Origin of the sequence: Flintibacter porci (assembly GCF_041925195.1) — a bacterium.
GTDB lineage: Bacteria > Bacillota > Clostridia > Oscillospirales > Oscillospiraceae > Lawsonibacter > Lawsonibacter porci.
Genome location: NZ_JBHEVB010000016.1, coordinates 26,067 through 51,929, shown reverse-complemented (window position 1 = coordinate 51,929; position 25,863 = coordinate 26,067). Strand labels below are relative to the sequence as shown.

Below are 25,863 nucleotides of genomic sequence, written 5' to 3'. Positions count from 1 at the left end.
CAATCCTCCACTTCTGTTTTGTTTACTTTTACTATGTTTACAGTATATATTGGAGGATATTATTTTACAATATGACAAACCACCTAATACTAGCATAATACAGTCATTATTTGCTCGTTTTGTTTTGACTATTTTTTACAATCTGTTTTTTAATACCTTATTTTCTATTGTGCGTTTTTCCTGTATGCCTGAGGAGACACCCCGAAGTTCTTTTGGAAGATGCGAGAGAAATAGTTTGGGTCCTCAAATCCAACCTGATAGGCGATGGATGATATCCGGTCGTTGGTCACCAGCAACCGCCGGGCCGCCACCGTCAGGCGCAGGTCCTGAATAAAGTCGCTGGGCGATTTCCCGGTGTGCTTCTTAAACAGCCTGCGCAGGGTGGAGGGGCTGACATTGACCATCTGGCACAGCACCTCTGAGGTATAATGTTCGGTAGGGTGGGTGACGATGTAGTCCACCAGCACGTTGATCCTGGGGTCCTGCCGGTAGGCCTCCAGGTCTTCCTCTTTTTGAAGGGTACGCTCAAAGGAGTACTCCACCGTCGGCCGCTCCATGCGCTGAACATCCCCCGCCACCTGGTCTACCAGCCAGGCCACGATCAGCTCCAGATTCCCCCGGATGTGGAACACCTTGCTGGGGTTCTGGCTGGTAGCGTTCCGGTATACCTCCTGAAAGTGGCGCTCCATCTCATCCTGCTGGCCGCAGTTGTTTACCGTCTGGATACGGTAATACTCCTGCAAAAAGTTGTCGGTAGCCAGCTGGGTAGTCACCTTAAACCGAATACTGATAAACTCAAAGTAGTCCTCCAAGGCGTGACACTCCAGATAACACCCCTCCGGGATATAAATGACCTGCTTTTCATGGACGTAAAAGCTCTTCCCGTTCAAAATAAATTCCGCGCTTCCTTTTAGGATATAGCGCACCATGGTATATGGGATATAGCTATTGGGATAGATCCATCCGGACCGAAATACATAGCGGTCTACATATAAAAAGTTAAACCGCATCGCCGTATACAGGGCGTGCTCGATCTCCACTTCATCTTCCCCCTTTTGTGTCAGGTGCTTTTTTCATTCTAGCATCTGCTGTATCGGAACTCAAGGCGGCTCCCATGACATAAAGCGGGCATCCATCCCGATTTTGTGGGAATGGATGCCCGCTTTTCGATTTACAGCAATCAATATTCTCTCTGTACGATCTTTTTCTCGCTGAGAATGGCCTCTATGCGTTCCACATTCTGTGTGGACTGCGGCGCCGTCCGCCGCCCCAGTTCCGCCACCAGAGCCTCAATCACCGCCATGAAAACCATATCTCCGCTGGGATGATTGACGGAATTGGTATCAACAACCGCCTGGGCAAATTTAATAATGGGGTTCAAGCTGGTATTGGTCACCAACGCCACCGGGATTCCCAGCGAGTGGCAGTATTCTGCTACCTCAATGGTTTTCCTGGTGCAGGGCCAGGCGGAAAATACCAGCAGAACATCTGTGGACTTCATCTTCAGTCCAATCCGGTCATAAATAAACTCCGTGTCATTGCTCAGCTGAATCACCTGGGGATGGAATGTGCTCAAGGAGTACTCGCAGTACAAAGCCAATGCCTTGCTGGAGCGCAGTCCGATGGTGAAGATACGGTCAGCCTGGAACAGAAGGTCCGAAATCGCCTGAAACTGCTGGGTATTGGATGTGGTACACAGATTCTGAAGAACTTGCATTCCATCGTTGACCACCCGGTAGAGCAGGTTATTTCCATCTTCGGTCTCTTCGTTATGAAAGGTTTCTTTTAAGCTCAGGTACGACGTGGTTGTACGCATCAAAGATGCATCGAGCAGCTCCTTTTTGAACACGCTAAAACTAGGACGTCCCAGCGTCTGAACCAACCGCATCACCGTAGTGGTACCCACACCTGCGGCTTGGGCCAGTTCCGCTACCGTCATAACGCCAACTTGCTTATAATTCAGCGCCAAATAGGTACAGAGCTTCTGTTGCTTTTTCGGCAGCAGATCCTTTATGCGCACGATTTCATCCAATATATTCTCGGCCATTAAAGATTCACTCCGCTCTTTTTTGTAGAAAAAAATGGGAAACGCTTCCTATAGACACAGAATACTATGCTTCTTCTTCCGCGTCAATAGCAGCAGGCATTTATCTTAATAATCCTAACCCTCTTCATTTCTTTCTTTTTGGTTCGGAACGCTTATTCCTTTCTATTGTAAAAAGGAACAAAACGGGAGCATCCATTCTGTATAAAAGAACAAATATTCCTTTTCTAATAAAAATAGGTTGACTTATTCCTTTTTGGGTGTAGAATATAGCCAAGGTTAAGACCTGATCCCAAACAAAAATACAGCACTATATTCAGAAAGGAAGCTTTTGATTATGCAGCAGCGTGAAGTAATCTTCTACAGCGAAGGTACCAAGATGGTAGGTACCATTTACCTGCCTGATGACTACAAGGACGGCGAGAAGCGTCCCGGCATCATTGCCAACTCCGGCTGGACCGGCCTGAACAAGGTTTATCCTGCCATGTTTGCCCGCCAGATGACCAAGTTCGGCTATGTGTGCATGGGCTTTGACTACCGTGGCTTCAAGCCCTCCGGCGGCATCAGCGGCATGAATAAGTACACCACTCTGGAGATGGAAGTGGACGACGTGAACAACGCCGTGACTTTCTTCAAGCATCAGCCCGAAGTGGACCCCAACCACATCGCCCTGATCGGCTGGGGCGTGGGCGGCGCTGTCTGCGTCAATGCCGCTTATCGCGACAAGACCGTCAAGGCCGTGGCTACTCTGAACTCCTTCACCGATGGCCGCCGCTGGATGCGTATGGGCATGGGCAATGATAAGTTCTACAAGATGCTGCGCACCCTGGAGGAGGACAAGTATAAGCGGGTCAGCACCGGTGATCCCGTCCTGCGTCACCCCTATGAGTTCTATCCCAACATCGATGAGTCCGGTGATTTCTACACCGATCACACCCTGAAGGAGCTCAACGGCGGTCTGGAAGAGTCTATCGGCGGCGACTACCAGGAGCCCTTCCCCACCCCCATGTCCTCTGTCATTGCCGAGTCCTTTGTCCGCTTCAACGTACAGGACATTCTGCCCAAGCTGGCTCCTGACTGCGCTGTCTTCGTGGGCCACGGCAAGTATAACGAGCTGCATGACCGCGAGGAGGCAGAGGATGCCTATAAGCTGGCCAACGAGCCCAAGGCTTTGTACTACGTAGAGGGCAAGCACAACGAGTGGATGTTCGACGGCGACCCCAAGCTGGAGGGTCTGTGCCAGGCAATGAACGATTTCTTCCAGGCTCATATCTGATTCATTGCTGTAAAACCAAAACTGAACACACTTATGACTCCTCCGACAGAAAACTAAATCATTTTCCTTCGGAGGCGCTATTGTATTCGGCTTACTCTTGTTCCAAGAGAGACTAACAAAGGGGAGATTCAGTCCATGGAGCAGTATCCCGTTCCATATCAGGTTGCCATGATTCAAATGGCATCTGATTTCTTAAATCGGAAAGAGAACCTGGCCAAGGCTGAGGGCTATATTCGCACGGCCGCAGCAAATGGAGCCAAACTGATTTGTCTGCCGGAATCCTTTGATGTTGGATATATCAGCACAAGAATTCCCGAGATGATGGCTGCGGCAGAAAACGAGCAGGGCGAAACAGTCCTTTTCATGAAAGCACTGGCCAAAGAACTTGGCGTTCATATTCTGGCTCCCGCCTTCTGGAAAAGCCAGGATGGCGCCGTTGAAAATCGCGCTTATCTGATCGACGATGAAGGAACGCTGCTGGGAAGCTATGCAAAAACTCATCCGGTAGGGGATGAGCGGACTCTTCTGCAGCGCGGAACACAATACCCGGTATTTGATACCAAGCTGGGAAAGATCGGCATCACTATTTGCTATGATGTTTGCTTTCCGGAAACCAGCCGTCTGCTGGCGCTGAACGGAGCGGAGATTCTGCTGGTTCCCGCCGCCTGGAGGGGAAATTTCTATTTTAAAGAGTGGTGGGATATCAATCTGTGCTGCCGCGCCATCGATAACCTGATGTATGTAGCCGCAGTCAACATGTGCGGCCCAACAGGAGATCAGTATTTTGCCGGCAAAAGTCAAATCTGCAGTCCAATCGGTGAGCTTATGGCTTCCTGCGGGGTGGAAGAAGAGGGCATCCTGTATGGAACCATCGATCTGGCCAGAGTGGCAAAGGAACGGGAATTTAATACCGTTTTGATCGACCGGCACCCAGAAGACTATGATGCTTTGACAAAATAGGATCGGCCAAATATTGAGAGAGGAGAAACATCATGAATAAAGATGAACGCGTGAAACTCCGGCCAATGACCTTTTTCCCGCCCTTTATCATTTTGGCCGCTTTTGTTGTGCTGAGTATTATAAGCCAGGAAACCTTCCTTGGACTGATCAACAATATCAATAACTGGATTATTGCCAATCTGGGCTGGGCGGCCAGCGTTTTGGCCCTGGCCATCGTAATCATTTCCGTGTGGGCTATGTTTTCCAAATTCGGAAATGTACGCATTGGCGGTGAAAATGCCAAGCCCGAACTGTCTAACTTTGCCTGGTTCACCATCGCCCTGACCACTACCATGGCTGCCGGTGTCTTGTTCTGGGGACCTGCAGAACCCATTGCCCACTATCTGTATACTCCCACAGAGATTTATGGTATTGAGCCTTTGACTCCGGAGGCTATGAAGTTCTCCATGGAAACCATGTTCCTCCACTGGACCATTGTTCCCTACTGCATGTATACCGTCCCCGCTGTTGTATTCGCCTTCATGTACTATAACGCCAAAAAGCCCTTCTCCATCGCCAGCCAAATCTCTCCCCTCCTGGGCGAGCGGGTGTACTCCAATCGCTGGATGCAGATCATCGATGCGATCACGCTGTTTGCCATTGGTGCAGGCATGGCCGGCTCGGTAGCTCAGGCGTTCATGAACATCTCAGGCGGTGTCTCCAAGCTGCTTGGTATCCCCTCGGATGCCCGCCTGTGGCTGATCGTCGGCATCGTTGTAGGCGTCGTCACCGTTGTGACCGCAGTGTCCGGTATTCAGAAAGCCATGAAGCACGTATCCAACATCAACGTGTATGGCTTTGCGATCTTCCTGCTGTTCCTGCTGCTGTTCTCCAACGCTCCCTTCCTGCTCAACCTGTCCACCGAAGCTATGGGCGGCTTTGCCGGCACCTTCCTGGAGCGCATCCTGGTAACTGGCGCTGCTAAGGACAGCCAGTGGCCCCAGTGGTGGACCACCTTCTACTGGTTCAGCTGGATGGCTTGGGCTCCCACTTCCGGCGCTTTTATGGGCCGCATCGCCTATGGCCGCAAGGTCAAGCATGTGTTGGGCATGTATGTTGGTGTTTGCGCTTCCATCAGCGCGATCTGGATGGTTCTTGTCAGCGGCACTTCCCTTTGGGTTGAGAAGGCCGGTCTGGCCGACCTGTGCGCCTCCTATGACCGCGGCGTAGAGAACGTAGCTTATGACATGCTGGAGGCCCTGCCCGGCGGCAAATTTATTATCCCTCTGTTCGTTATCTTGATTTTCCTGTCCACGGTAACGGCCTGCAACTCCAACACTATCGCCATGGCGGGTATCTCCACCCGGGGAATCAGCCCCGACAACCCCGAGGCTCCCATTTGGCTCAAGTGCGCCTGGGGCTTTGTGGCCATGGCTGTTGGTTATATCATGATCGCCACCGTAGGCGTGGACGGTGTTAAGATCATCGCCAACTTTGGCGGTATGTTTGCCGCTCTGATCATGATCGGCGCCACTGCCAGCCTGGGCATTCTGATTAAGAAGTATAAAAAGTTTGATAAAACAACACAGCTTGACGAAGCAGAAGAGCTTCAAACGAAGGAATAAACAACACAAAGGGGCGGTCCGATGGATCGCCCCTTTTTCTCTGACCAAAATTGATAAGGAGTACATTATGAACCAGAACGAATCGCACCAGGATACCAAGTTCTTACTGTCAGGTGGTTACGATCTCCATACCCATACCATTCCCTCCCATGTCTCCCGCTCCCTGGACGATTTTGAGCTGATTGAGCAGGCAACGCGCGCCGGGATGAAGGGGGTCATGATCAAGTGCCACTATGAACCCACCGGAGCCCGGGCCGCATTGGTAAACCGCAGGATGCCCGCTGGCAGCGCAAAAGCATTCGGAGCCATCCCCTTAAATCATCCCGTGGGAGGAATCAATCCGTACGCGGTTCACAGTGCTCTGAAAATGGGCGCCAGTATGGTCTTTATGCCCACCCGCGATGCAGAAAATTGTCTGTTGTCCGGAGACATGCCCGGCGATTTCTTTCGCCGGCCTGGTATCTCCCTGTTGGATGAGTTCGGTTCTTTAAAACCAGAAGTATACGATGTAATGGATGTAGTCAAAGAGTACGACGCCGCCTTAGCTACCGGACACATCAGCACAGAGGAAAGCGTCAAACTTTGCGTGGAAGGCCGCCGCCGCGGAGTGCGCATGGTTTTGACTCATCCGGAGTGGGATCGTACGACTGTCTCTCCTGAAATCCAAAAAAGTCTGGCCCAAATGGGGGTCTGGGTAGAAAAGTGCTGGTACAACGTAGGGGAGGGGAACTGCTCCATAGAAGAAATGGCGTCACACATCCGTATTGTCGGTGCGGAACACTGCTTTTTATCCACAGACCGGGGACAAGCCGGTCGTGAGACCCCTGTAGAAGGAATGAGTTGCTTTATTTCTCAGCTGCTGCGGCAGGGCATCACGATGGACGAAATCCACACCATGCTATGTGTCGTTCCGGAGTACGTATTGGGAATTCAAAAATAAAAATCCGTCTTTATTCTTGATGTTGACGTTGTTGAGCAGGGGAGTATACTATGGATTCGTATCGCTTTGTCTTTGATGTGGCTGTTATTTTACTTACCACAAAACTCTTTGCCATGCTGACCAAACGGGTAGACCTGCCTCAGGTGGTAGGAGCTTTGGTCGCAGGCATGATTCTGGGCCCGAGCATGCTTGGAATTGTGTCCTCTACAGAATTTCTGGCGCAGGTTTCGGAACTTGGCGTGATTGTTCTAATGTTCGCTGCAGGTCTGCAAACGGATATAAATGAATTAAAAGCCTCCGGCAAGGCCTCCTTCTGGATCGCCCTGTGCGGGGTATGTGTCCCCTGGTTGGGAGGATTTGGCGTAGCTGCGCTGTACAATCAGGGCAACGGCGCATTCTGGGAGAATGTATTTGTGGGCACGGTACTGACTGCCACATCGGTCTCTATCAGCGTAGAAACATTAAAAGAGATGGGAAAACTGTCCACTCGCTCCGGCAGTGCGATTTTGGGTGCCGCCTTGATTGATGATGTCCTGGGCCTGATCCTACTGACCTTTATCACCAGTGCCTCCAGTCAGGGAAGTGAATTAGGCATCGTCCTGATTAAAGTACTGCTCTTTTTTGTAACCACGGCAGTAGTAGGAAAACTGGTCCACCATCTCATTCAGGCCTGGATGGATTGCGCCCAATGGAACCGGAAACGATTTGCCGTAATCTCTTTGGCTTTTTGCTTTTTCTACGCTTATATTGCAGAGGCAGTGTTCGGAGTTGCCGGCATCATTGGGGCATTCTTCGCCGGTTTGATGATTTCCAATACAACCAGAGCAACCTACATCAACTCCCGCTGTGAGACCTTGTCTTACATGTTTCTCTCTCCTATATTTTTTGCCAGCGTCGGTCTCAAGGTTTCTTTAGAATACATGGACTGGAATACTGCCGTTTTAACTCTCATCATTACCCTGGTGGCTATTGTAACGAAAATCATTGGCTGCGGCATCAGCGCCCGTATTTGCCGCTATACCACAGATGAGTCTCTTCGCATCGGCGTAGGCATGGTGTCCCGAGGAGAAGTTGCCCTGATTGTAGCCAATAAAGGTATTGCCAGCGGTATGATGAGTCAGGTATTCTTGGCTCCTGTGGTTCTTATGGTTGTGGTTACTACTGTCATTACCCCGGTCATGCTCCGCGCGGTTTATCCCAAGAGCAAGAAGGCTTTGGAAGGCGATTTGGTATACAGCAAGCTTGTCGATGACTATCAGGAACTCCGGGAATTTGACGCAGCAACTCAGACTGTGCTGGATTTAAATGATGCGCTTCGTGGCAGAAAGCAAAAAAAGCCATAACCCGGTTTATCATTCCATGTCATAGATGATTTTACCCCAGAGGAAGGCAAAAACATGCGTGATTCCTGCTCCGCTATGATTTTTGACGAGGACAACATCTGGAAAATCCTTTTTCGCATTGCACCTCCCGTTATGCTGGCCCAGCTCATCCAGGCCATGTATAACATCGTGGACAGCTACTTCGTGGGCAGATATTCCGGCGACGGACTGACCGCTCTGTCGGTAATTTTCCCAGTCCAGCTTATCGTCACTGCTCTGGCAGTGGGAACCGGGGTAGGCGTAAATACGCTGATGTCCCGGGATTATGCCAGAGGACGGGTGCAGAGAGCAAACCGAACCGCCGGAACAGGCGCTGCTTTGGCTGTGATTAGCTGGGCCATATTTGCTGTACTGAGCAGCCTCTTTATGCGTCCCTATGTGGCAACTTCCGCTGAGTCTCCGCAAGCAGTGGAATATGCAGTCACCTACGGCCGCATCGTATGTGTAGGCAGTCTGGGTGTTTTCTTGGAGAGCATCTGGAGCAAAGTACATCAGGCTGGCGGAAATATGCGCCTGCCCATGTTGGCCCAGATTTCCGGTGCACTGACCAACATTTTGCTGGACCCCATCCTGATCTTCGGACTTGGTCCCATTCCTGCCCTGGGAGTAGCTGGAGCCGGCTATGCCACTGTGGCAGGCCAGGTGGTAGCCGCGCTGATTACTTCTTCCGCTCTGCGCAGACCGCCAAAGCTGCGCGCCTTGAGCCGGTACGCCCGGCAGATCTATAAGCTTGGCTATCCCTCTATTTTTATGCAGATGCTGTACACCGTGTACATTGTGGCACTCAACGTAATTCTGGCCGGCTTCTGTGATGAGGCAGTTACAGTACTGGGACTCTACTATAAGGTGCAGTCGTTCTTCTTTATCCCCATGGCCGGACTTCAAACCTGCATTGTTCCCCTGTTGAGCTATACCAACGCCAAGGGAAATTACCGTCGCTGCCAAGCTGTACTGGTGGATGCCACTCTTCTGGCCATGAGCTTTATGCTGGTAGGAGTGGCCTGTTTTGAACTGATTCCCGATCGTCTGCTGTCTATTTTCTCTCAAGACGTCCGAGTTTTAGAGATCGGTGTCCCAGCCTTCCGTATCATTGGGCTGAGCTTTCTTCCCGCCGTTCCCTCCTTGATGACGCCGGTATTTTTCCAGGCCATCGGCAAGGCCATTCCCAGTGTGATTCTGGCTCTGACCCGACAGATTTTTTGCCTGATTCCAATTTTCTGGGGACTTTCCCAGTTTGGCCTGGGCTACTCCTGGGGCGCGTTCCCCATTGCCGAAACGGTAACCGGAAGTGTTGGCTTGCTGCTCTACCTGCGCCAGCGCAGAGAATGGCAGCTCTACAGCGCCAGAGACTCCAAGCAGAAGCAGAAAGGACGTATTTCCATGAAGATGATTACCGCCATTATCAGCAAGAAAGACTCAGACGAAGTGTGCCGTGCTCTCAGCGAGGGTGGATACTACTTTACGAAAATGGCCTCTTCCGGCGGATTTCTCAGCTGGGGCAACACGACACTGATCATTGGAACTGAAGCCGACCGGGTCAAGCCCGCCATTGAGATCATCCGTTCCAACTGTTCCAAGCGGGTAGAAAACATTCCGTCCACCATGCAGCTGCCCGCACATTCAGTTACTGCCAACACCGAGGTTGTGGTTGGCGGAGCCACTATTTTCGTCACCGAAGTGGAGGAATTTGAGAAAATTTGACCATTTTTTCAACTCTTTCATAAACCATGGCAATCATGCTGCCGCTGGACTATATTCTTTCCACCTCATATCAAAGCAGATTTACCGGAGTCCGAACCTGTAAACGCGCAGAACGCTCAGCATTTTTGCCAAATTGAATCATTCAATTTTCTCTGTTTAAATATGCAGATTGCGATTGACACCTGTTCCAATCTTCGATATAGTAAATTTATCCGATATAGATAAATAATTTTCTAAAATAGGAAAGCGATGATTTTAGAATGGGGGAAAACAGCAGTTATCTGCAGACTGTGGGTCGATCCTTGGAAATTCTGGAACTGATCGGCTTATTTCCCGGGCTCACATTAAGCGAAGTGGCCCGACAATGCAATATGAGCACCACCGTGGTCTACCGGCTTTTATATACCCTTACTGCTTCTGGTTTTCTGCAGCAGGAGCCGGGAGGAAAGCGGTATTTTCTGGGTGACAAGGCGCTTCTCATTGGGGCACAAAGTCTGGATAACCGGGAAGTCAAGCGGATCGCCCAGTACTACATGTGGGACTACTACGAGCGCACCGGCGAACACTGTATTCTGACGATCCCCTGTGCCGGACGCAGTATTTGCATTGAAAAAATTGGTTCCATCCGGGATACTTCCAACTCTGTACGTTCCGGCGGGATCTATCCCATGCACAAAGGCGCCTCGAACCGTGTGCTGCTGGCCTTTTTGCCGCCTCATGAGCAGCAGCGCTATATGGACGGGTTATCCATGCACGGCTCTGCACGGCAAACACTGGAAGCCAAGTTGGAGGAGATCGCCGCGTGCGGCTATGACTTCAGTGAGGGGACCCTTACCCCTGGCCGTTTCGGATTGGGTTTCCCCTTGTTTGACCGCAGCCAAAATCTCGTGGGTGCCATCAGCACAGGCGGCTATATCTCCGAACTCACCGACCAGAGCAAGCAGACTCTGGTACGCAAGTTTGGAGAGGTAGCGGAACAAATCAATTTGGCTATGGGTGCCTTTCCAAGTATGGAATAAAGCAAAACGGGCATGCGCCCGCTTTGTTTTCCTTTTGTCTTTCCGCATATAGAAAATATTTTCTTGTTATTGAAATATACGACGCTTTGCGCCTTATTTTGCTCCCTGTGTTTTCCGTATATCGGAAACTATTTCCTGTGTTCGTTCATTCCCTCACGAAAAGAGGGATGGAGGATAGAAGCATATTACCGAGGAGGGACCACAATGCAAACAAAGGAAGAACGCAAGAAGCAGTACAAACAAGAGACCTACATCTCGGCTTTTGAGCCCGGAACCTTGATCCCCGGAATTCTCATCGCCTTTTTGGTAGGCGCCGTATGTATGAACATCATCGGCAAATTGGGAACGACACCAAACACATCCCTGCTGGGAGCCATCGTAGCCATGCTGGTGGCCCGCATCCCCCTGAATGCCTGTCTGAAATACTGCAATCTGGAGCGTCAGAACTTGCTTCAGACCATTGCTTCGGCAGCTGGATTCTCTGCTGCCAACTGCGGCTTTATCGCTGTGGCCATGCTTTTCCTGATGGGGGAGGCCTCCTCCATTCTGATGATGGGCATCGGATGTATGATCGGCACCTCGGTCTCTATCTACATCATCGGCCGCATCTATGACTCTGCCATCTTCCCCGCCCAGGGCGCTTGGCCTCCCGGAGTGGCTACCGCTACCGCCATTCAGGCCGGCGACGAAGGCGGCAAAAAGGGCCGCCGTCTGCTGGAGGGCCTGGTGGTCGGCGTTGTGGGCAGCTACTTCAAGCTGCCGGTGGCCGGTATCGGCATCGTATTTATTGCCGATATCATTGCCATGACCGGTCTGGGCATCGGCCTGATCCTCCGCGGCTACTCCGAGCAGCTCTTCGGCTTTAACATGGGTGCTTCCAACATCCCCTCCGGCGTCATGATCGGTGCGGGCATGGTGGCCCTGGTCCAGTCTATCATCACTGTGCTCCGCGGCCACAAGAGCGCTTCCGCCCAGAAGATGGAGATCACTGTCTCCCAGGACTCCGCCAAGAAGAGTCTCGCTTTGGCTCTGGGCCTGTTTGTGGGCGGCGCCGCCATTGTCGGTGCGCTGACCGGCATTTTCACCCAGATGCCTCTGGGCATGTCCGTGCTGTGGGTGCTGTGGGCTGGCTTCTCCTCCGCCGTGGCCATGGTGCTGGTAGGCATGGCCGCCATGCACTCGGGCTGGTTCCCCGCCTTTGCCATCACCACCATTTTCATGACTCTGGGTATTCTCATGGGCTTCCCCGCTCTGCCTGTTGCCATCCTCACCGGCTATGTCAGTTCCGTGGGCCCCTGCTTTGCCGACATGGGCTATGACCTGAAGACCGGCTGGATTCTCCGCGGCAAGGGTGCCGATCCCGCCCGTGAGATTCAGGGCCGCAAGGAGCAGGTAAAGGTAGAGATGCTGGGCGGCATCATCGGCATCCTGGTGGTGCTGATGTTCGCCAACATGTATCTCTCCCAGGATATTATGCCTCCCATCAGCTATACCTTCGCCGCTGCCGCTCAGGCCGGCGCGAACCCCAGCCTGCTGCGGGAACTGCTGCTGTGGGCCATTCCCGGTGCGATCATCCAGATCATCTTCGGCACCAAGATGGTGGGCGTCCTCTTTGCCACCGGCCTGCTGCTGAATAACCCCATCTACGGTATCGGCGTGCTGCTGGCTGTGGTAGTGCGTCTCATCTTCGGCACCGAATTTATGGAAGTGCGTGACTCCGGTCTGATTGCCGGCGACGGTCTGTACGGCTTCTTCAGCAATCTCATCCGTTCTATGCTCATGTAACAGGTTTTATGATCTTGGAAAGGAAGCGGTAACCATGCAAACAAACTCCACCCGTCTCACTGCCCAGTCGGTAAGCTGGGCTGCTCTGGGAGGTTCCATCCTGGGCGGCGGCGGAGGCGGCTCGGCGGACACCGGCGCGCAGACTGGCAACCTGGCCGTTGAGTTCAGCGACCTGCACTTGACCCCCATTGACGCGGTAGACCCCGACGCCATTATTGTCACTGCCTCTATGGTAGGCGCCCCGGCTGCCAAGGAGAAGTACGTCAGTCCCGCAGACCTGCTGCGCTGCGTGGAACTGTTCACGCAAAAAACCGGTCTGAAGCCTGGCGGTATTGTCACCAACGAAAACGGCGGCGGTTCCACCTTCAACGGCTGGCTCCAGGCCTCCGTGCTGGGCATCCCCTTACTGGATGCCCCCTGCAACGGACGAGCTCACCCCACCGGAGTTATGGGCAGCCTGAACCTTCACCGGGACCCCAGCTATGTCACCACCATGACCTGCGTGGGCGGCCGGGAGGAGCTGGGCCGCCATGTGGAGTGCACCGTCACCGGCTCCATCACCCACTGTTCCAAGCTGGTACGGGCTTCCGCCGTGGAGGCGGGCGGTCTGGTCGCCGTGGTGCGCAACCCGGTATCCGCCCAGTTCCTGCGGGAAAACAGCGCTCTGGGCGGACTTTCCCACGCCATTGAAACAGGCCGGTGCTATGCTCAGGGTCTAGAGCGTTCCGTAGACTACGCCGTACATGCTGTGGCCGACTTTTTAGGCGGCCAGGTACTCACCCGCGGTACCGTAGAGGACTATCAGCTGCGCAGCGAGGGCGGCTTTGACGTGGGCACCGTAAAGGTGTGCGGCTATGAGATGTCCTTCTGGAACGAGTATATGACGGTGGACGGCCCCGATGGAGAGCGGATGGGCACCTTCCCCGACCTCATCATGACCTTTGACGCCCAGACCGGACGTCCCACACCCACTTCCGATCTGGCGCCGGGGCAGGAGATCTATCTCATCCGCACCAGCTATCGCAACCTGAAGCTGTCCGCCCCCATGTTTGACAAGGAACTGCTGGCCGAGGTGGAAGGCATCATCCACCGTCCCATGCTGGCTCACGTTGACTTTTAATTCATTGACAGGAGGTTTTTCCCATGCTTATCAAGCAAGTAATTGAACTCATCGACATTCTCGATTCTCCCTCCGCCTCCGGCGCGGCCGTGGAGCAGTACCTGCGCGCCATCGATCCCCAGGCCAATATTGAGGTCTACACCCTCCAGGGCCCCAAGGGGAAAACCGACATGGTGAAGGTGCGCATCCCCGGCACGCGGGGCAAGTCCTCCGGCGGCAGCGCTCCCACCATCGGCCTGCTGGGCCGTCTGGGCGGCTTGGGCGCCCGTCCTGAGCGCATCGGCTTCGTTTCCGACGGCGACGGCGCTCTGTGCGCCCTGTCGGTGGCTGCCAAGCTGCTGGACATGAAGGTAAAGGGCGACCATCTGGAGGGAGATGTGTTCATCTCCACCCACGTCTGCCCCAACGCCCCCACCCGTCCTCACACCCCCGTTCCCTTCATGGACTCCCCGGTGGAGATGGCTCAGGTCAACCGGGAGGAGGTCACTGACGAGCTGGACGCCATCCTCTCTGTGGACACCACCAAGGGCAATAAGATCATCAACACCCGGGACTTCTCCATCTCTCCCACCGTCATGCAGGGCTACATTCTGAAGGTCAGCAGCGACCTGGTGGACCTCATGGAGATCACCCTGGGCAAGCCCGCCCATGTCTTCCCCCTCTCCCAGCAGGATATCACCCCCTATGGCAACGACCTGTACCACCTCAACAGCATCCTGCAGCCCGCCACCGCCACCAAAGCCCCGGTGGTAGGCGTGGCCATTGCCACCCAGACCCCGGTGCCCGGCTGCGCCACCGGCGCCAGCCACTTTGCCGACATCGAGGAAGCCGCCCGCTTTATGCTGGAGGCCGCCAAGGCCTTTGGCCGCGGTGAGCTGTCCTTCTACGACAAGGAGGAGTTTGCCCGCATCCAGGCGCTCTATGGCGATATGAGTCACTTCCAGGGCTTCGGCAAACAATAACAGCTATGCGGCCCTGGTCCATCCAGGGCCGCATTTTGCAAAAAGGAGGGTCTTCTACTATGATCAAAGTGGGCGCTATCACCATCGGCCAATCTCCCAGAACCGACGTGACCCAGGACATTCTCCCCCTGCTGGGGGACCAGGTGGAGCTTCTCCAGGCCGGCGGTCTGGATGGTCTTACCCGGGAAGAGATCGAAGCCTTTCAGCCCGGCCCGGACGACTATGTGCTGATCTCCCGCCTGCGGGACGGAAGCTCCGCCGTCTTTGCCGAGCGTTATATCCTCCCCAGACTGCAAAATTGCATTGACCAGCTGGAGCAGCAGGGTGTAGAACTAATTCTGTTCCTCTGCACTGGAGATTTTCCTGCCGTATTTCACTCCAAGGTGCCTCTGATTTTCCCCTGCAAGGTTCTCAACGGCCTGGTGCCAGCTCTGGCCGGTCGAAGCAGGATCGCCGTTGTTACCCCCACGCCCCAGCAGGTGGCCCAATCGGAGAGCAAATGGAGGGAATATGTTTCCCAAGTCACCGTGATTCCCGCCTCTCCTTACGGAAACCCCGAGGAGCTGGACCGGGCAGCCCGCCAGGCAGCAGAAATGGACGTGGACCTGGTGGTGATGGACTGCATTGGATACAGTGCAGAAATGAAAGCCAAGTTCCATGAAATCTCGGGAAAGCTGGTCATTTTGTCCCGCACCCTGGCCACCCGAGTTCTGATGGAACTGTTATCTTGAAAGCGAGGTATATTATGAATCTGGTAGAAATCGGAACCCGTGTACTGACGTCCTGCATGGATGTAAAAGCGGGGGAGACGGTACTGGTGGTGACGGACGACGAAAAGTTTCAGATCGGCCAGGCACTGTATCAAGCAGCTAAGGAACTGGGCGCGGACGCCATGCTGGTAACCATGTCTCCCCGTGAGGTATCCGGGCAGGAGCCTCCCGCCTCCATTGCCGCCGCCATGAAGGCCGCCGATGTGGTTTTGTGCCCCATGAGCACCTCCATCACCCACACCCGCGCCAAGATCGAAGCGGCAAAGGCCGGGGCGCGGATCGCCACCATGCCCAATATCACGGAGGACATGTTCCGTCAGGGCGCTATGACCGCGGACTACGATACCGTGATGGAGCTGACCAACCGGGTGACTGAGATGCTCACCCAGGCTTCCACCGCGCGCATCGAAAAAGACGGCCATGTACTGACTCTGGATCTGGCTGGCCGCCCCGGCATTCCCAGCCCCGGCGTGTACCGGGAAAAGGGCCAGGCCGGAAATCTCCCTTCCGGAGAGGCCTACATCGCCCCGCTGGAAAGCGGCTCCAACGGTTCTATGATCATTGACGGCTCCATGGTAGGCATCGGTCTGCTGGACTCCCCCCTTCAGGTGCAGGTAAAGGACGGAAAGCTGCAGAGTATCCAGGGCGCAGAGGCTGAAAAGGTGGGCTTCCTGCTGAACAATGAGCGCAATGCCACCCTGTGTGAGCTGGGCATCGGCACCAACTACGCCGCCAGACTGACCGGCGTGATTCTGGAGGATGAGAAGGCCTATCAGACCGTGCACATTGCCTTTGGCACCAACATAGGATTTGGCGGAACAAATAAAGCGGACTGCCACATCGACGGAATCATCAAAAATCCCACGCTCTACCTGGATGATGTCCTGGTCCTGAAGGACGGAGCTTTCCAGATCTGAGAGGAGGTTGTCCATGGCGGTCGCACAGTTCACCCTCTGGGGCACGCAATGCCAATGGCTGATTGCCCGCTGCATCCTGGACAGCAGCCTGTTCGCCCCCTACCTCTCCCAGGGAAAAATCCTGTTCAAAGGCTCCTCCACTGTCTCCTGTCTGACTGCGCTGTTGGCTGACACCCCTATGCGTATCTGCGGACGAATTACAAAAAACGGGATGAAACGATCCTACGTGGAGAGCCAGGGCGCCCATTTTCTGCTCTATGAGCGGGGAGAAATCCGAAATGTTGATTCCTGTCTGGAGCAAACCCTGCAAGCAATGGGACCTGATGATCTGTTTGTAACCGGAGCAAACGCACTGGATGCGTTTGGCCATGCCGCACTGCTGATCGGCAGCTCCGGTGGGGGCGGCTATGGGACCTGCATGCCCTTCCTCTATACGGAAGGGATCCGCACCTTGATCCTGACCAGTGTGATGAAGCTCATCCCAGGGGATCTGACCCGGTTGAACCCGCAGATTTCCAGAAAAAAGTGTGATTTTTCCTATGGCATGGCCTGCAGTCTTGCCCCCATACCGGGAGAAGTTCTGACCGAGGCCCAGGCCATTGAGTCCTATGCCCGTGTAAACGCTCTGGTTTTTGCCAAAGGTGGATTTTCCGGTGCAGAAGCCTCCGTAGCGATTCAGATTGAAGGGGAGCAGGAAGAAGTGGAAAAAGTCCTCCACCTGGTAGAACAGATCAAAGCCCTTCCGTCCCAGCCGCCTGTGGATGCAGACAGCTTAGCGGAATGTACCTATCCCTGTTCCGGCTGCAGCCAGCACCGCTCCTGCGCATACGCCAACAAGCAGACTATTTTTCATTCCATTAAAATGTCATAAAGGCAGGGGAGTATGATATGAAAAAATACAGAGTTGGCCTGATCCGCGTATTGACCACAGACGACACCCAGCTGATGCAGATGCACGGGGCGCTGATCGAACAGTATTTCCCCATGCTGCAGGTCGAATCCCGTTGTATCCCAGACCAGCCGGAGGGAATCCACGACGACCAGACTATGGCCTTAGGCGCTCCCAAGGTGGTGGCTATGGCAAAAGAAATGTGGCAAGAGGGCTTTGACGCGATCATTGTCAGCTGTGCCGGAGACCCCGGAGTTGCGCAAGCGCGCCAGGCAGTTCCCATCCCGGTCATCGGGGCTGGGGAGAGCACTGCTGCCCTATGCATGTTCTATGGCAGCCACCCCGCTGTGCTGGGAATCACCGAGGATGTTCCGGCCGGTTATCAGCGAGTCTTTGGCGATCATATTGTAGATAACGCCCGCGGCAAGGGTGTCGAGAGCGTCCTCGACTTAATGGCGCCCCAGGGGTATTCCGCCACCGTGGAGCAGGCACAGCGGCAAAAGCAGCTGGGCGCAGACGTCATCGCTCTAAGCTGCACCGGGATGTCCAGCATTCAAATTGCTCCGGCCCTGGAACGAGAAACCGGCCTTCCCGTGCTGGACCCTGTAATGTGCGAGGGTCTGATGACCCTCTTCGAACTGATTCGAAAAGACGCTCGAACCCAATGAACTATATTGGTCTAGCCCTTTTAAAAACAGAATATTCCTTCGGTGTTATACTCACTGTTATGAGCAATGTCTGAGAATATGAGGTGTTGATATGCATACAGTCTGTTCCAGTGATGTCCTGACCCAATGCAGCTTGGCCCAGGCAGAGTATCAGGATTGGATGAACCAAGGGCTCAAGCTGAACATGGCACGTGGCAAACCCGGCCGGCAGCAGCTGGACCTGGTTTCCGGCCTTCTCACCGCATTGACCGACCCCGCAGAGTGCTTTGACGACGGCATCGACGCCCGGAACTATGGCGAGATCGCCGGTTTATCCAGCGCAAGAAGTCTCTTCGCAGAGCTGCTTGGCTGTCTTCCTGAACAGGTATTCGTGGGCGGTAACTCCAGTCTGACCCTGATGTATGATACCATTGCAAAGGCCATGACCCACGGTCTGCTGCACAGCGAACGGCCCTGGAGTCAACAAAAGGGGCTCAAATGGCTCTGTCCCGCTCCCGGCTATGACCGGCATTTCAAGATCACAGAGTCTTTCGGATTTGAACTGATTACCGTACCTATGACGCCGGAAGGCCCCGACATGGATGTGGTGGAACAGCTGATTCAGGATCCGTGTGTGAAAGGAATGTGGAACGTTCCGAAATACTCCAATCCGGATGGAATCGTCTATTCTGCCCAAACCGTCCAGCGCCTGGCCGCTATGAAACCTGCCGCTCCGGATTTTCTGCTGATGTGGGACAACGCTTATTGCGTACATGAGTTTGAGGGGGAATTCCTCCCCTTTGCCGATATCATAAGTCTCTGCGCACAAAACGGAAATCCGGACATGGTATTTGAATATGCTTCCACCTCCAAAATCACCGTCCCGGGTGCCGGCGTGGCATGCTTTGCCTGCAGCCAGGCAAATATGGAGTATATGCTCCGACTGCTGGATGTCCAGGTCATCAGCTATGATAAGGTCAATCAGCTGCGGCATGTTCGGTATCTGAAAGACAAGGCCCATGTTTTAGACCTCATGAAGCAGCATGCCGAGATTTTAAAGCAACGGTTTGATGTGGTAACAAGCACCCTGGAGAAGGAAATCGCACCCTTGGGACTGGCCACCTGGAATCGCCCCAAAGGCGGCTACTTTGTCTCGGTAAACACCCTTCCCGGGCTAGCTAAACGCACCATTGAGCTCTGCAGGCAGGCTGGTGTGATCATGACCAACGCAGGGGCCACCTTCCCCTATGGCATCGACCCAAAGGATCAGAATATTCGCATCGCCCCCTCGTATCCCTCTGTGTCTGAACTTCAGCAGGCCATGGACGTATTTTGCTGCTGTTTAAAGTGCGCCGCCTTTGAACAGATGAGCCAAAACAGCTAACCCCTGTCTTCTCATTTTCCCCCTCAGTACACGCTATATTTTACAAAAAAGCGTACCGGATCATCTTTTCCGGTACGCTTTTCTCTTTTGGTCGCTATATCGTCCGCTGTCAGCAGCAGGTGCGTTTCCCGCCAAAGGCCGACAGATACTCCGCCAGTGCAGCTGCTTCCTGCTCCACTTCGTCATAAAAGCGGGCAATATGGAAGCCATCTGCCGCTCCATGATGGATTTCAAAGGAGAGGGGCATCCTCATGCGGCCGCCGTCCAGCTCCGCTTTTCCCCAGCTGATCATGGGCGCCAGAAATAGTCCGTCCCCGCAGAGGTTGATATCCAAGGCAGAATACTTGATCCACGGCAGGCAGGAGACGCAGAATGTATTCTCCGGCATCCCCGGCACACGGTAGCCTCGGTATTCCTTGCCCGCCGCGATATCTTCCTGGCACCCGCGGTAGAACACTTCAAAGTCCGGCTCCCATCGGGACCAAATGCAGGTAAAGGTCTCGTCCTCTTCGTGGAAAACCAAATGGGAGGGGAGGACCTCATCCCACTGCACCAGCTTTTCCTCCTGAGGCAGATAGGCCAGCTTGAATTCGCTGTGCCGGTTGATCACCTTGCAGATCACATATAAAAAGGCGATATAAAAGCTTCTGCCGCAGGTTTTTGCCGCAGCCCGAAGCTGGGTGACGTCCACGTCCTTTGTGATGGACAGAAAGCACTTTGCCTGTTGGGTGAAATGGAGATAGTGCTCCTTGCGGGGCCAGGTCTCCAGATTGATCTCTTGATAACCCATCGTCAATTCTCCTTTAAAAAAATACTGTATTTGGGCTCTGCCTGCCCGTCCCGCTCCTTGGGGAAGACCTCCACAAAGGTCTTGTAAAAGTCGTATAACTCTCCATCTTCCCGGGCACACAGCAAAAACCGGCTGATAACGGCTCCCGTCCGGTATGACTTCTGGATATGGGCAAGCTGCTGCTGCAGGTTATTTTTGTAGGGCTGGGTATGTTCTTCTCTCATCAGGCATGCGGCATAGGTGCCGCCGCAATTCTGCCACAAAATCTGCTCGGGCGGGAACTGGTCCAGCTGCTCTGTCGGCACCGTCAGTCCCCGGTGCTCCTGTTGCAAACAACAGGAGTGCTGTACCCGTGAATAGAGATACGGATTTCCGATGTACTGGCGCAGCTTGTCCTGCTCGATCAGGTCAAAGGAGACGATACACTCCGTATCAATATCCTCAATGGCGTAAGGCCGCGTTCTTAACCGCTCCACCTCGTCAATGGCCGCCAGATGGCAGCGCAGTTTTTCCATCCGCAGCCGCACCTGCTCCTGCAATGCCACCAGTTCGCCCATTTTCTCCTCCAGCAACTCCCTGTGCTGACCGGGCGTTGTTTGTTCCATGTCCCGGATCTGCTTGAGGGGGAGCCCCAGGCTCTTATAAAACACAGCATCGGAAATGGCCATCAGGTCGGACACGGAATAGGTCCGGTACTGATTCTCCTTATTTTTGTCCGGCGCCAAAATCCCACATTCTTCCCAATACCGCAGCGTGGATGGGGCCAGATCAAAAAAGCGGGCAATCTCTCCAATTTGAAACGTTTTTTCCATAACATCACCTATCTCAGTGGTTGTTATCGTATCATATGTCCTCTTGACCTTCAAGGGCCTTAAAGGTTTACAATGACATCCGGAGGGATTGGAATGGAAAAAACCTTGATATTTTCTTCTGCAAGTGAGGTCCGGTTTCGCGCGGTTCTGCGTTTTATCGTCCCAACCTACCTGACTTCCTTGTTCAATACATTATATACTATTGTGGACGGCATTTTTGTCTCCTCCTATGTTGGCACCAACGCTCTGGCTGCCATCAACATCGTATACCCCATTGTTAATGTGCTGTACGGCATCGCCCTGATCTTTGCCACCGGCGGCAGTGCGGTAGCCGCTCTGCTCATCGGCTCCAGGCGAGAGGAGGAGGCCAACCGCGCCTTTTCTGTCAGTCTCATTTGCTCTCTTCTTCTGGGATGCGGGATCTCCCTGCTTTTTGGACTGAATCTGTCCCCTGTGCTGTACTGGCTGGGGGCTACCCCCGCCACCATGGCAGACTGTCAAACCTACGCAATCTGGTGGCTGATGGGCGCTCCGCTGGTCATCGGCAAGGAATTGTTCACCTATTTCATTCGGGTGGACGGAGCGCCTACATACAGCTTTCTGACCGCGCTGGCCGGCGGGATCTGCAACATTGTGCTGGACTATCTGCTGGTGGCCCGGCTGGACATGGGCATCCAGGGTGCTGCCGCAGCAACCATTCTGGGACTGCTTCTTTCCTTCTGCATGGGCATATTCTATTTTGCCGCGCGGAAGAAAATCTTTCGTTTTACTACCCGCGGTCTGACAGCCTCTCTGGCCTCCCGCTGTATGGTCAATGGCGTTTCAGAATGTGTCAATCAGCTGGCCATTGCCATTACCACAGTGGTGTTTAACCGCACCGCCATGGTCTTCGCCGGAGAGGACGGCATTGCGGCGGTCTCCATCATCATGTATCTGCAATTTTTGGTCATCGGCATCTACTTTGGGTTCTCCATGGGTATCGCACCGCCCCTTGGCTACGCCTACGGTGACGGTCAGCGGGATGTCTGCCGGGTTTTGGAGTCCTATGCCCGGCGCTTCTTTACGGTTGCTCCCTTTGTTTTATATGCCATGACCTATTTCCTGGCTCCGCTGGGGGTGAGCTTCTTTGCCCAGCCGCAAAGCAGTGTCTACACTCTGGCTGTCTCCGGGATGCGGCTGTACGGACTTGGCTTTCTCTTCTCGGGCATCAGCATCTTCTGCGCCATCCGCTTTATGGCCTATGGAAAGGGACACCTGTCCGGCATCATCACCTTCCTGCGCTCCTTTGCCCTGCTGCTTCTGTTTTTGACGTTGCTCCCCAAGCTGCTGGAACTCAATGGCGTCTGGCTCGCGGTCCCCTTTGCCGAGGTTTTGACCCTATTGGTCGCCCTGGGCATCACATATTTCGACGAAAAGCGTGGAGAGGAATAAGTACCTTTCCGCATCATACGGCCCGCTGCAATCCGCAGCGGGCCTATTTTTGTATCTGTAAACTTGCTCCATGGGACCTTGCATAATTTTTTTGGCTAAAATTATTTAAGTTGCACAAACAATTTTAAATTACAATACAGCATTTGAAAAATTGCACTATAACCATACAACTTTATCGTATTTTTCTCAAGACTTGTTGAATTATGCAGTCCTCAGATGGTAAATTAAATACAACAGGCGCGATATGATGCCTAAAAACTGGATAAATGATACAAATTGAAAAGGAGCGAATAGAATGAAAAAGCGGCTACTTAGTATGACTCTTGCAATGGCCATGACAGTTGGACTGCTTGCCGGCTGCAGCGGCGGAAACGGCGGCAGCTCCGGTTCCGGTAAGAGCTCCAGCTGGAAGGTCACCTGCCCCTGGGCTCCCTCCGGCGTGGCAGCCATGGTCAGCCAGAAGACGGCGGCGAAATCCACCCAGTATTCCGACAACATCACTCTGGTGGCCGAGGCCATTGCCGGCGACGCCGCCACCGTAAACACCTGGGTCATGGATACCAAGGCCAACGCTCCTGAGCTGGTCTTCGTGGGTGAGGGCCTGCTGTCCATCACCTCCATCATCGATCCCGCCAAGCTGCAGTTCACTCAGGACGATTTCGTCTTCGTGGAGAACCTGTATTCCTCCATCTTCGTTCTGTCCGCCGAGGCCAGCCTGAACATCAAGACCATCGCCGACCTGGAGGCCTATGTGGCTCAGGGTAATGAGATCAGCGTGGCCGTCAACGGCGCCGTGGGCTCCGAGGCCTTCCTGGCCGCCTCTCTGTTCGGCAAGATGGGCGCCGGCGACAAGCTGAAGCTGGTTGCCTACCAGTCCGCCGCCGAGGCCGCCCAGGCCGTGGCCAAGGGCGAGACCCAGTTCGCCGTCTCCCACCAGTCTCAGATCCTGGAGACCTATCAGCAGGGCGGCGTGAACATCGTGTGCGCCTTTGATGAGAAGGCCATCGAGAACGGCCCCTTCGCCGGCGTCGAGGGTGTGGGCGAGAAGGGTTATCCCTACTTCCGCAACCGCTGCTTCATCATGGCCCGTGCCGGCACCGATGAGGAAACTGTGGCCCAGCTCAAGGAGCTGTACGACAAGATCCTGGCCGACGAGGAAGTGGTCACCTGGCTGCAGGACACCATGCTGCTGGAAGTTGACACCATGAGCCAGGACGACGTAAACGCCCACGTGGAAAATGTAAAGAGCATCGTCAACGAGTACAAGGATCTCGTTGCCGGCTGATCCTGCCAATCCGTAACAATTGGGGGATGGGATGGGTAAAATCCCTCCCATCCCCTTTTTCTGTGATTTTGGTGTGTGAAGGAGGTTTCTGAATGAAATGGGTCAATGAATTTCACGCCCGCATGGACCGCTGGGGAGAGCGCCTGAGCAAAAAGGAGCTGCGCATCCCGGTGGACCTCACCGTGGGCGTGCTGTTTTTCCTGTTTGCCCTGGCCATCCTGTATGTCCTGCCGCAGCAGGTGGCCATCTCGGAGAAGGACACCGTCAACGGCCGGGCTTTCCCCACCTTGCTGATGGTGGTCATGATGATCTGCTGCGCCATGCTGGTGGCCAAGGAGATCTATAAGCTTATCACCAAGCAGCCTTTGAACTGGAAGGTCATCAACCTGCAGACCGAGCTGAAAGCCCTGGTCATTCTGGCCATTCTGGTAGTAACTTATCTGCTGTGCCGCTACACCGACCTGTTTGTGGTGGGCGCCATCTTCTGCTGCCTGGGCTTTTTGGTCTATTTCCGCTGTAAAAAGCCCTCGTACTATGTCATTACCCTGACCCTTGCGGTAGCCATCTGGGCGGCCTTCCGGTTCGTCCTGCATGTGGACTTTTAAACGAGAGGAGGCCATCTTATGCTGCAATATATCGTTCCGGCCACCGGCCTTCTCTTCACGCTGGAAAATATCCTGTGGATCAACATCGGCGTATTTGTAGGCTCGGTCTTTGCCGCTATCCCCGGTTTGAGCGTCATTTTGTGCGTCATTTTGTTCCTGCCGGTCACCTACACCATGACCGCCATCCCCGGCATGATGTTCCTGCTGGGCATCTACTGCGCCGGCGGCTACGGCGGCAGCGTGTCCGCCATCCTTATCAACACCCCCGGCACGCCCCACGCCGCGGCCACCATGCTGGACGGCCACCCGCTCTCCCGCCAGGGCCGCACCAAGGCGGCGCTGAAAATCGCCCTGTACGCCTCCACCTTCGGCGGCGTGTTCTCCGCCCTGATGCTGCTGTTCCTGGGGCCCCAGGTGGCCAAGATCGCCGCCCAGCTGGGCACCGCCGAGTACTTCATGGTCTGCGTCTTCGGTCTGACCATCATCGCCGGCGTGTCGGGCAAGAGCATCATCCGTGGTCTGGTCTCCGCCTGCCTGGGCCTGCTCATCTCCTGCGTGGGCACCGACCCCATGACCAGCTATGACCGCTTTACCTTCGGCATCCCCCGTCTGTACTTAGGCCTGGACCTGGCTGTGTGCCTCATCGGTCTGTTCGCCTTGGTGGAGATCCTGGCCAAGGCAGAAAAGAAGCTGGGCGAGCTGCGCCTGGATACCGCCAAGATGCATGACGACGGCAAGATCACCCGCCAGGAATTCAAGCGGATGATCCGCCCGGTGCTTATGTCCTCCCTCATCGGCGTGATGGTGGGCATCGTCCCCGGCACCGGCGCCTCCGAGGCCTCCTGGTTCAGCTATAACACCGCCAAGAACCTATCCAAGCACCCCGAGGAATTTGGAAAGGGCTCTGTGGAAGGCATCGCCGCCGCCGAGTCGGCCAACAACGCCGTCACCGGCGCCACCCTCATCCCCCTGCTCACCCTGGGCATCCCCGGCGACGGTACCGTGGCCATCATGCTCTCCGCCCTGATGATCAACGGCCTGAACCCCGGATTGTCCCTCTTCACCACCGACGGCGACATTATGTACGCCATTATGCTGGGCCTCATTCTGGTCAACATCTTCATGCTCATCCAGGGCAAGTTCCTCACCACTCTGTTTGCCAAGGTAGTCTCCATTCCCCAGGAAATCCTCACCCCCATCATCGTGATCTTCTGCTTTGCCGGAGCCTACTCCGTCAACGAGAACTACTTTGACGTGGCGGTGGCCCTGGTGTTCGGCGCCCTGGCCTGGGTGCTGCGCAAGCTGGACCTGCCTCCCGTGCCCATCCTACTGGGTCTGGTGCTGGGCCGCATGACCGAGACCAACTTCCGCCGGGCGCTGCTCATCTCCAACGGCGACCCCAGCATCTTCCTCCAGAGCATCTACTGCAAGATCTTCCTGGCCCTCATCATCATCGCTGTGGCCGCCATCGTCCGCGGCAAGCTGAAGGAACAAAAGGCCGCCAAGATTGCCGCCGCGGCCCAGAAGGAGAACAACTGAT

23 protein-coding genes are annotated in these 25,863 nt (G+C 54.4%); 19 read left to right on the top strand and 4 right to left on the bottom strand.

The window, feature by feature from the left end; translation table 11 throughout:
- Window positions 1-164: 164 nt before the first annotated feature.
- Window positions 165-1,040 (bottom strand): AraC family transcriptional regulator, encoded by an 876-nt coding sequence (locus tag ACEVJL_RS14175; RefSeq protein ID WP_235398748.1) that lies wholly within the window; start codon window positions 1,038-1,040, stop codon window positions 165-167.
- A 140-nt stretch (window positions 1,041-1,180) separates the two neighbouring features.
- Entirely contained in the window at window positions 1,181-2,047 is an 867-nt protein-coding gene (locus ACEVJL_RS14170) for a MurR/RpiR family transcriptional regulator (protein WP_235398747.1), read from the bottom strand.
- 334 nt (window positions 2,048-2,381) lie between these two features.
- On the opposite strand from ACEVJL_RS14170, the gene ACEVJL_RS14165 reads away from it, so the two are divergent.
- The 15 genes from ACEVJL_RS14165 (at window position 2,382) to ACEVJL_RS14095 (ending at window position 19,400) form a co-directional block, all read left to right on the top strand.
- Window positions 2,382-3,320 carry an alpha/beta hydrolase gene (locus ACEVJL_RS14165; RefSeq protein WP_374738212.1) on the top strand — a complete coding sequence of 313 codons (939 nt, stop codon included), beginning with the start codon at window positions 2,382-2,384 and terminating at the stop codon, window positions 3,318-3,320.
- A 135-nt stretch (window positions 3,321-3,455) separates the two neighbouring features.
- Window positions 3,456-4,280: a carbon-nitrogen hydrolase family protein gene (locus tag ACEVJL_RS14160; RefSeq protein WP_325207812.1), complete on the top strand. Its 825-nt coding sequence runs from the start codon at window positions 3,456-3,458 to the stop codon at window positions 4,278-4,280.
- Window positions 4,281-4,312: 32 nt separating this feature from the next.
- On the top strand, window positions 4,313-5,884 hold the full coding sequence (locus ACEVJL_RS14155) for a BCCT family transporter (protein WP_325207813.1): 1,572 nt from the start codon (window positions 4,313-4,315) through the stop codon (window positions 5,882-5,884).
- A gap of 67 nt (window positions 5,885-5,951) precedes the next feature.
- Window positions 5,952-6,824 carry a DUF6282 family protein gene (locus ACEVJL_RS14150; RefSeq protein WP_374738211.1) on the top strand — a complete coding sequence of 291 codons (873 nt, stop codon included), beginning with the start codon at window positions 5,952-5,954 and terminating at the stop codon, window positions 6,822-6,824.
- Window positions 6,825-6,874: 50 nt separating this feature from the next.
- Window positions 6,875-8,167, top strand: coding sequence for a cation:proton antiporter (locus tag ACEVJL_RS14145; RefSeq protein ID WP_374738210.1), 1,293 nt, complete (start codon window positions 6,875-6,877; stop codon window positions 8,165-8,167).
- Window positions 8,168-8,221: 54 nt separating this feature from the next.
- On the top strand, window positions 8,222-9,907 hold the full coding sequence (locus ACEVJL_RS14140; protein WP_374738209.1) for a cyclic-di-AMP receptor: 1,686 nt from the start codon (window positions 8,222-8,224) through the stop codon (window positions 9,905-9,907).
- 260 nt (window positions 9,908-10,167) lie between these two features.
- Complete coding sequence (locus tag ACEVJL_RS14135; RefSeq protein ID WP_325207817.1) at window positions 10,168-10,926, top strand: IclR family transcriptional regulator; 759 nt, start codon at window positions 10,168-10,170, stop codon at window positions 10,924-10,926.
- Between the two features lie 204 nt (window positions 10,927-11,130).
- The gene (locus tag ACEVJL_RS14130) at window positions 11,131-12,711 is read left to right on the top strand and encodes an OPT/YSL family transporter (RefSeq protein ID WP_325207818.1); all 1,581 of its coding nucleotides are present in this window, start codon (window positions 11,131-11,133) and stop codon (window positions 12,709-12,711) included.
- A gap of 34 nt (window positions 12,712-12,745) precedes the next feature.
- Window positions 12,746-13,831 (top strand): S-methyl thiohydantoin desulfurase family protein, encoded by a 1,086-nt coding sequence (locus ACEVJL_RS14125; RefSeq protein WP_110442297.1) that lies wholly within the window; start codon window positions 12,746-12,748, stop codon window positions 13,829-13,831.
- A gap of 23 nt (window positions 13,832-13,854) precedes the next feature.
- Window positions 13,855-14,793, top strand: coding sequence for a DUF1177 domain-containing protein (locus ACEVJL_RS14120; RefSeq protein WP_325207820.1), 939 nt, complete (start codon window positions 13,855-13,857; stop codon window positions 14,791-14,793).
- 59 nt (window positions 14,794-14,852) lie between these two features.
- A complete protein-coding gene (locus tag ACEVJL_RS14115) occupies window positions 14,853-15,524 on the top strand; it encodes an AroM family protein (RefSeq protein WP_374738208.1) in 672 nt (223 codons plus the stop codon).
- A 14-nt stretch (window positions 15,525-15,538) separates the two neighbouring features.
- Window positions 15,539-16,480: an aminopeptidase gene (locus ACEVJL_RS14110; RefSeq protein WP_325207822.1), complete on the top strand. Its 942-nt coding sequence runs from the start codon at window positions 15,539-15,541 to the stop codon at window positions 16,478-16,480.
- Window positions 16,481-16,493: 13 nt separating this feature from the next.
- On the top strand, window positions 16,494-17,351 hold the full coding sequence (locus tag ACEVJL_RS14105) for a hypothetical protein (RefSeq protein ID WP_374738207.1): 858 nt from the start codon (window positions 16,494-16,496) through the stop codon (window positions 17,349-17,351).
- A 17-nt stretch (window positions 17,352-17,368) separates the two neighbouring features.
- Window positions 17,369-18,037, top strand: coding sequence for an aspartate/glutamate racemase family protein (locus ACEVJL_RS14100; protein WP_374738206.1), 669 nt, complete (start codon window positions 17,369-17,371; stop codon window positions 18,035-18,037).
- Window positions 18,038-18,128: 91 nt separating this feature from the next.
- Complete coding sequence (locus ACEVJL_RS14095) at window positions 18,129-19,400, top strand: aspartate aminotransferase type Ic (RefSeq protein WP_374738205.1); 1,272 nt, start codon at window positions 18,129-18,131, stop codon at window positions 19,398-19,400.
- Window positions 19,401-19,509: 109 nt separating this feature from the next.
- Here ACEVJL_RS14095 and ACEVJL_RS14090 read toward each other — a convergent pair whose 3' ends face one another.
- Complete coding sequence (locus ACEVJL_RS14090) at window positions 19,510-20,190, bottom strand: CatA-like O-acetyltransferase (RefSeq protein WP_374738204.1); 681 nt, start codon at window positions 20,188-20,190, stop codon at window positions 19,510-19,512.
- Window positions 20,191-20,192: 2 nt separating this feature from the next.
- Complete coding sequence (locus ACEVJL_RS14085; protein ID WP_374738203.1) at window positions 20,193-21,002, bottom strand: MerR family transcriptional regulator; 810 nt, start codon at window positions 21,000-21,002, stop codon at window positions 20,193-20,195.
- A 93-nt stretch (window positions 21,003-21,095) separates the two neighbouring features.
- Between ACEVJL_RS14085 and ACEVJL_RS14080 the strand changes: the two genes are divergently transcribed.
- The 4 genes from ACEVJL_RS14080 to ACEVJL_RS14065 all read left to right on the top strand — a co-directional run bounded on the left by ACEVJL_RS14080 (window position 21,096) and on the right by ACEVJL_RS14065 (window position 25,862).
- Window positions 21,096-22,433: an MATE family efflux transporter gene (locus ACEVJL_RS14080; protein WP_374738202.1), complete on the top strand. Its 1,338-nt coding sequence runs from the start codon at window positions 21,096-21,098 to the stop codon at window positions 22,431-22,433.
- Between the two features lie 295 nt (window positions 22,434-22,728).
- Window positions 22,729-23,718: a tripartite tricarboxylate transporter substrate-binding protein gene (locus ACEVJL_RS14075; RefSeq protein ID WP_110442308.1), complete on the top strand. Its 990-nt coding sequence runs from the start codon at window positions 22,729-22,731 to the stop codon at window positions 23,716-23,718.
- A gap of 92 nt (window positions 23,719-23,810) precedes the next feature.
- Window positions 23,811-24,323 carry a tripartite tricarboxylate transporter TctB family protein gene (locus ACEVJL_RS14070; RefSeq protein WP_110442309.1) on the top strand — a complete coding sequence of 171 codons (513 nt, stop codon included), beginning with the start codon at window positions 23,811-23,813 and terminating at the stop codon, window positions 24,321-24,323.
- Window positions 24,324-24,341: 18 nt separating this feature from the next.
- Window positions 24,342-25,862 carry a tripartite tricarboxylate transporter permease gene (locus tag ACEVJL_RS14065; RefSeq protein ID WP_302668192.1) on the top strand — a complete coding sequence of 507 codons (1,521 nt, stop codon included), beginning with the start codon at window positions 24,342-24,344 and terminating at the stop codon, window positions 25,860-25,862.
- Window position 25,863: the final 1 nt, after the last annotated feature.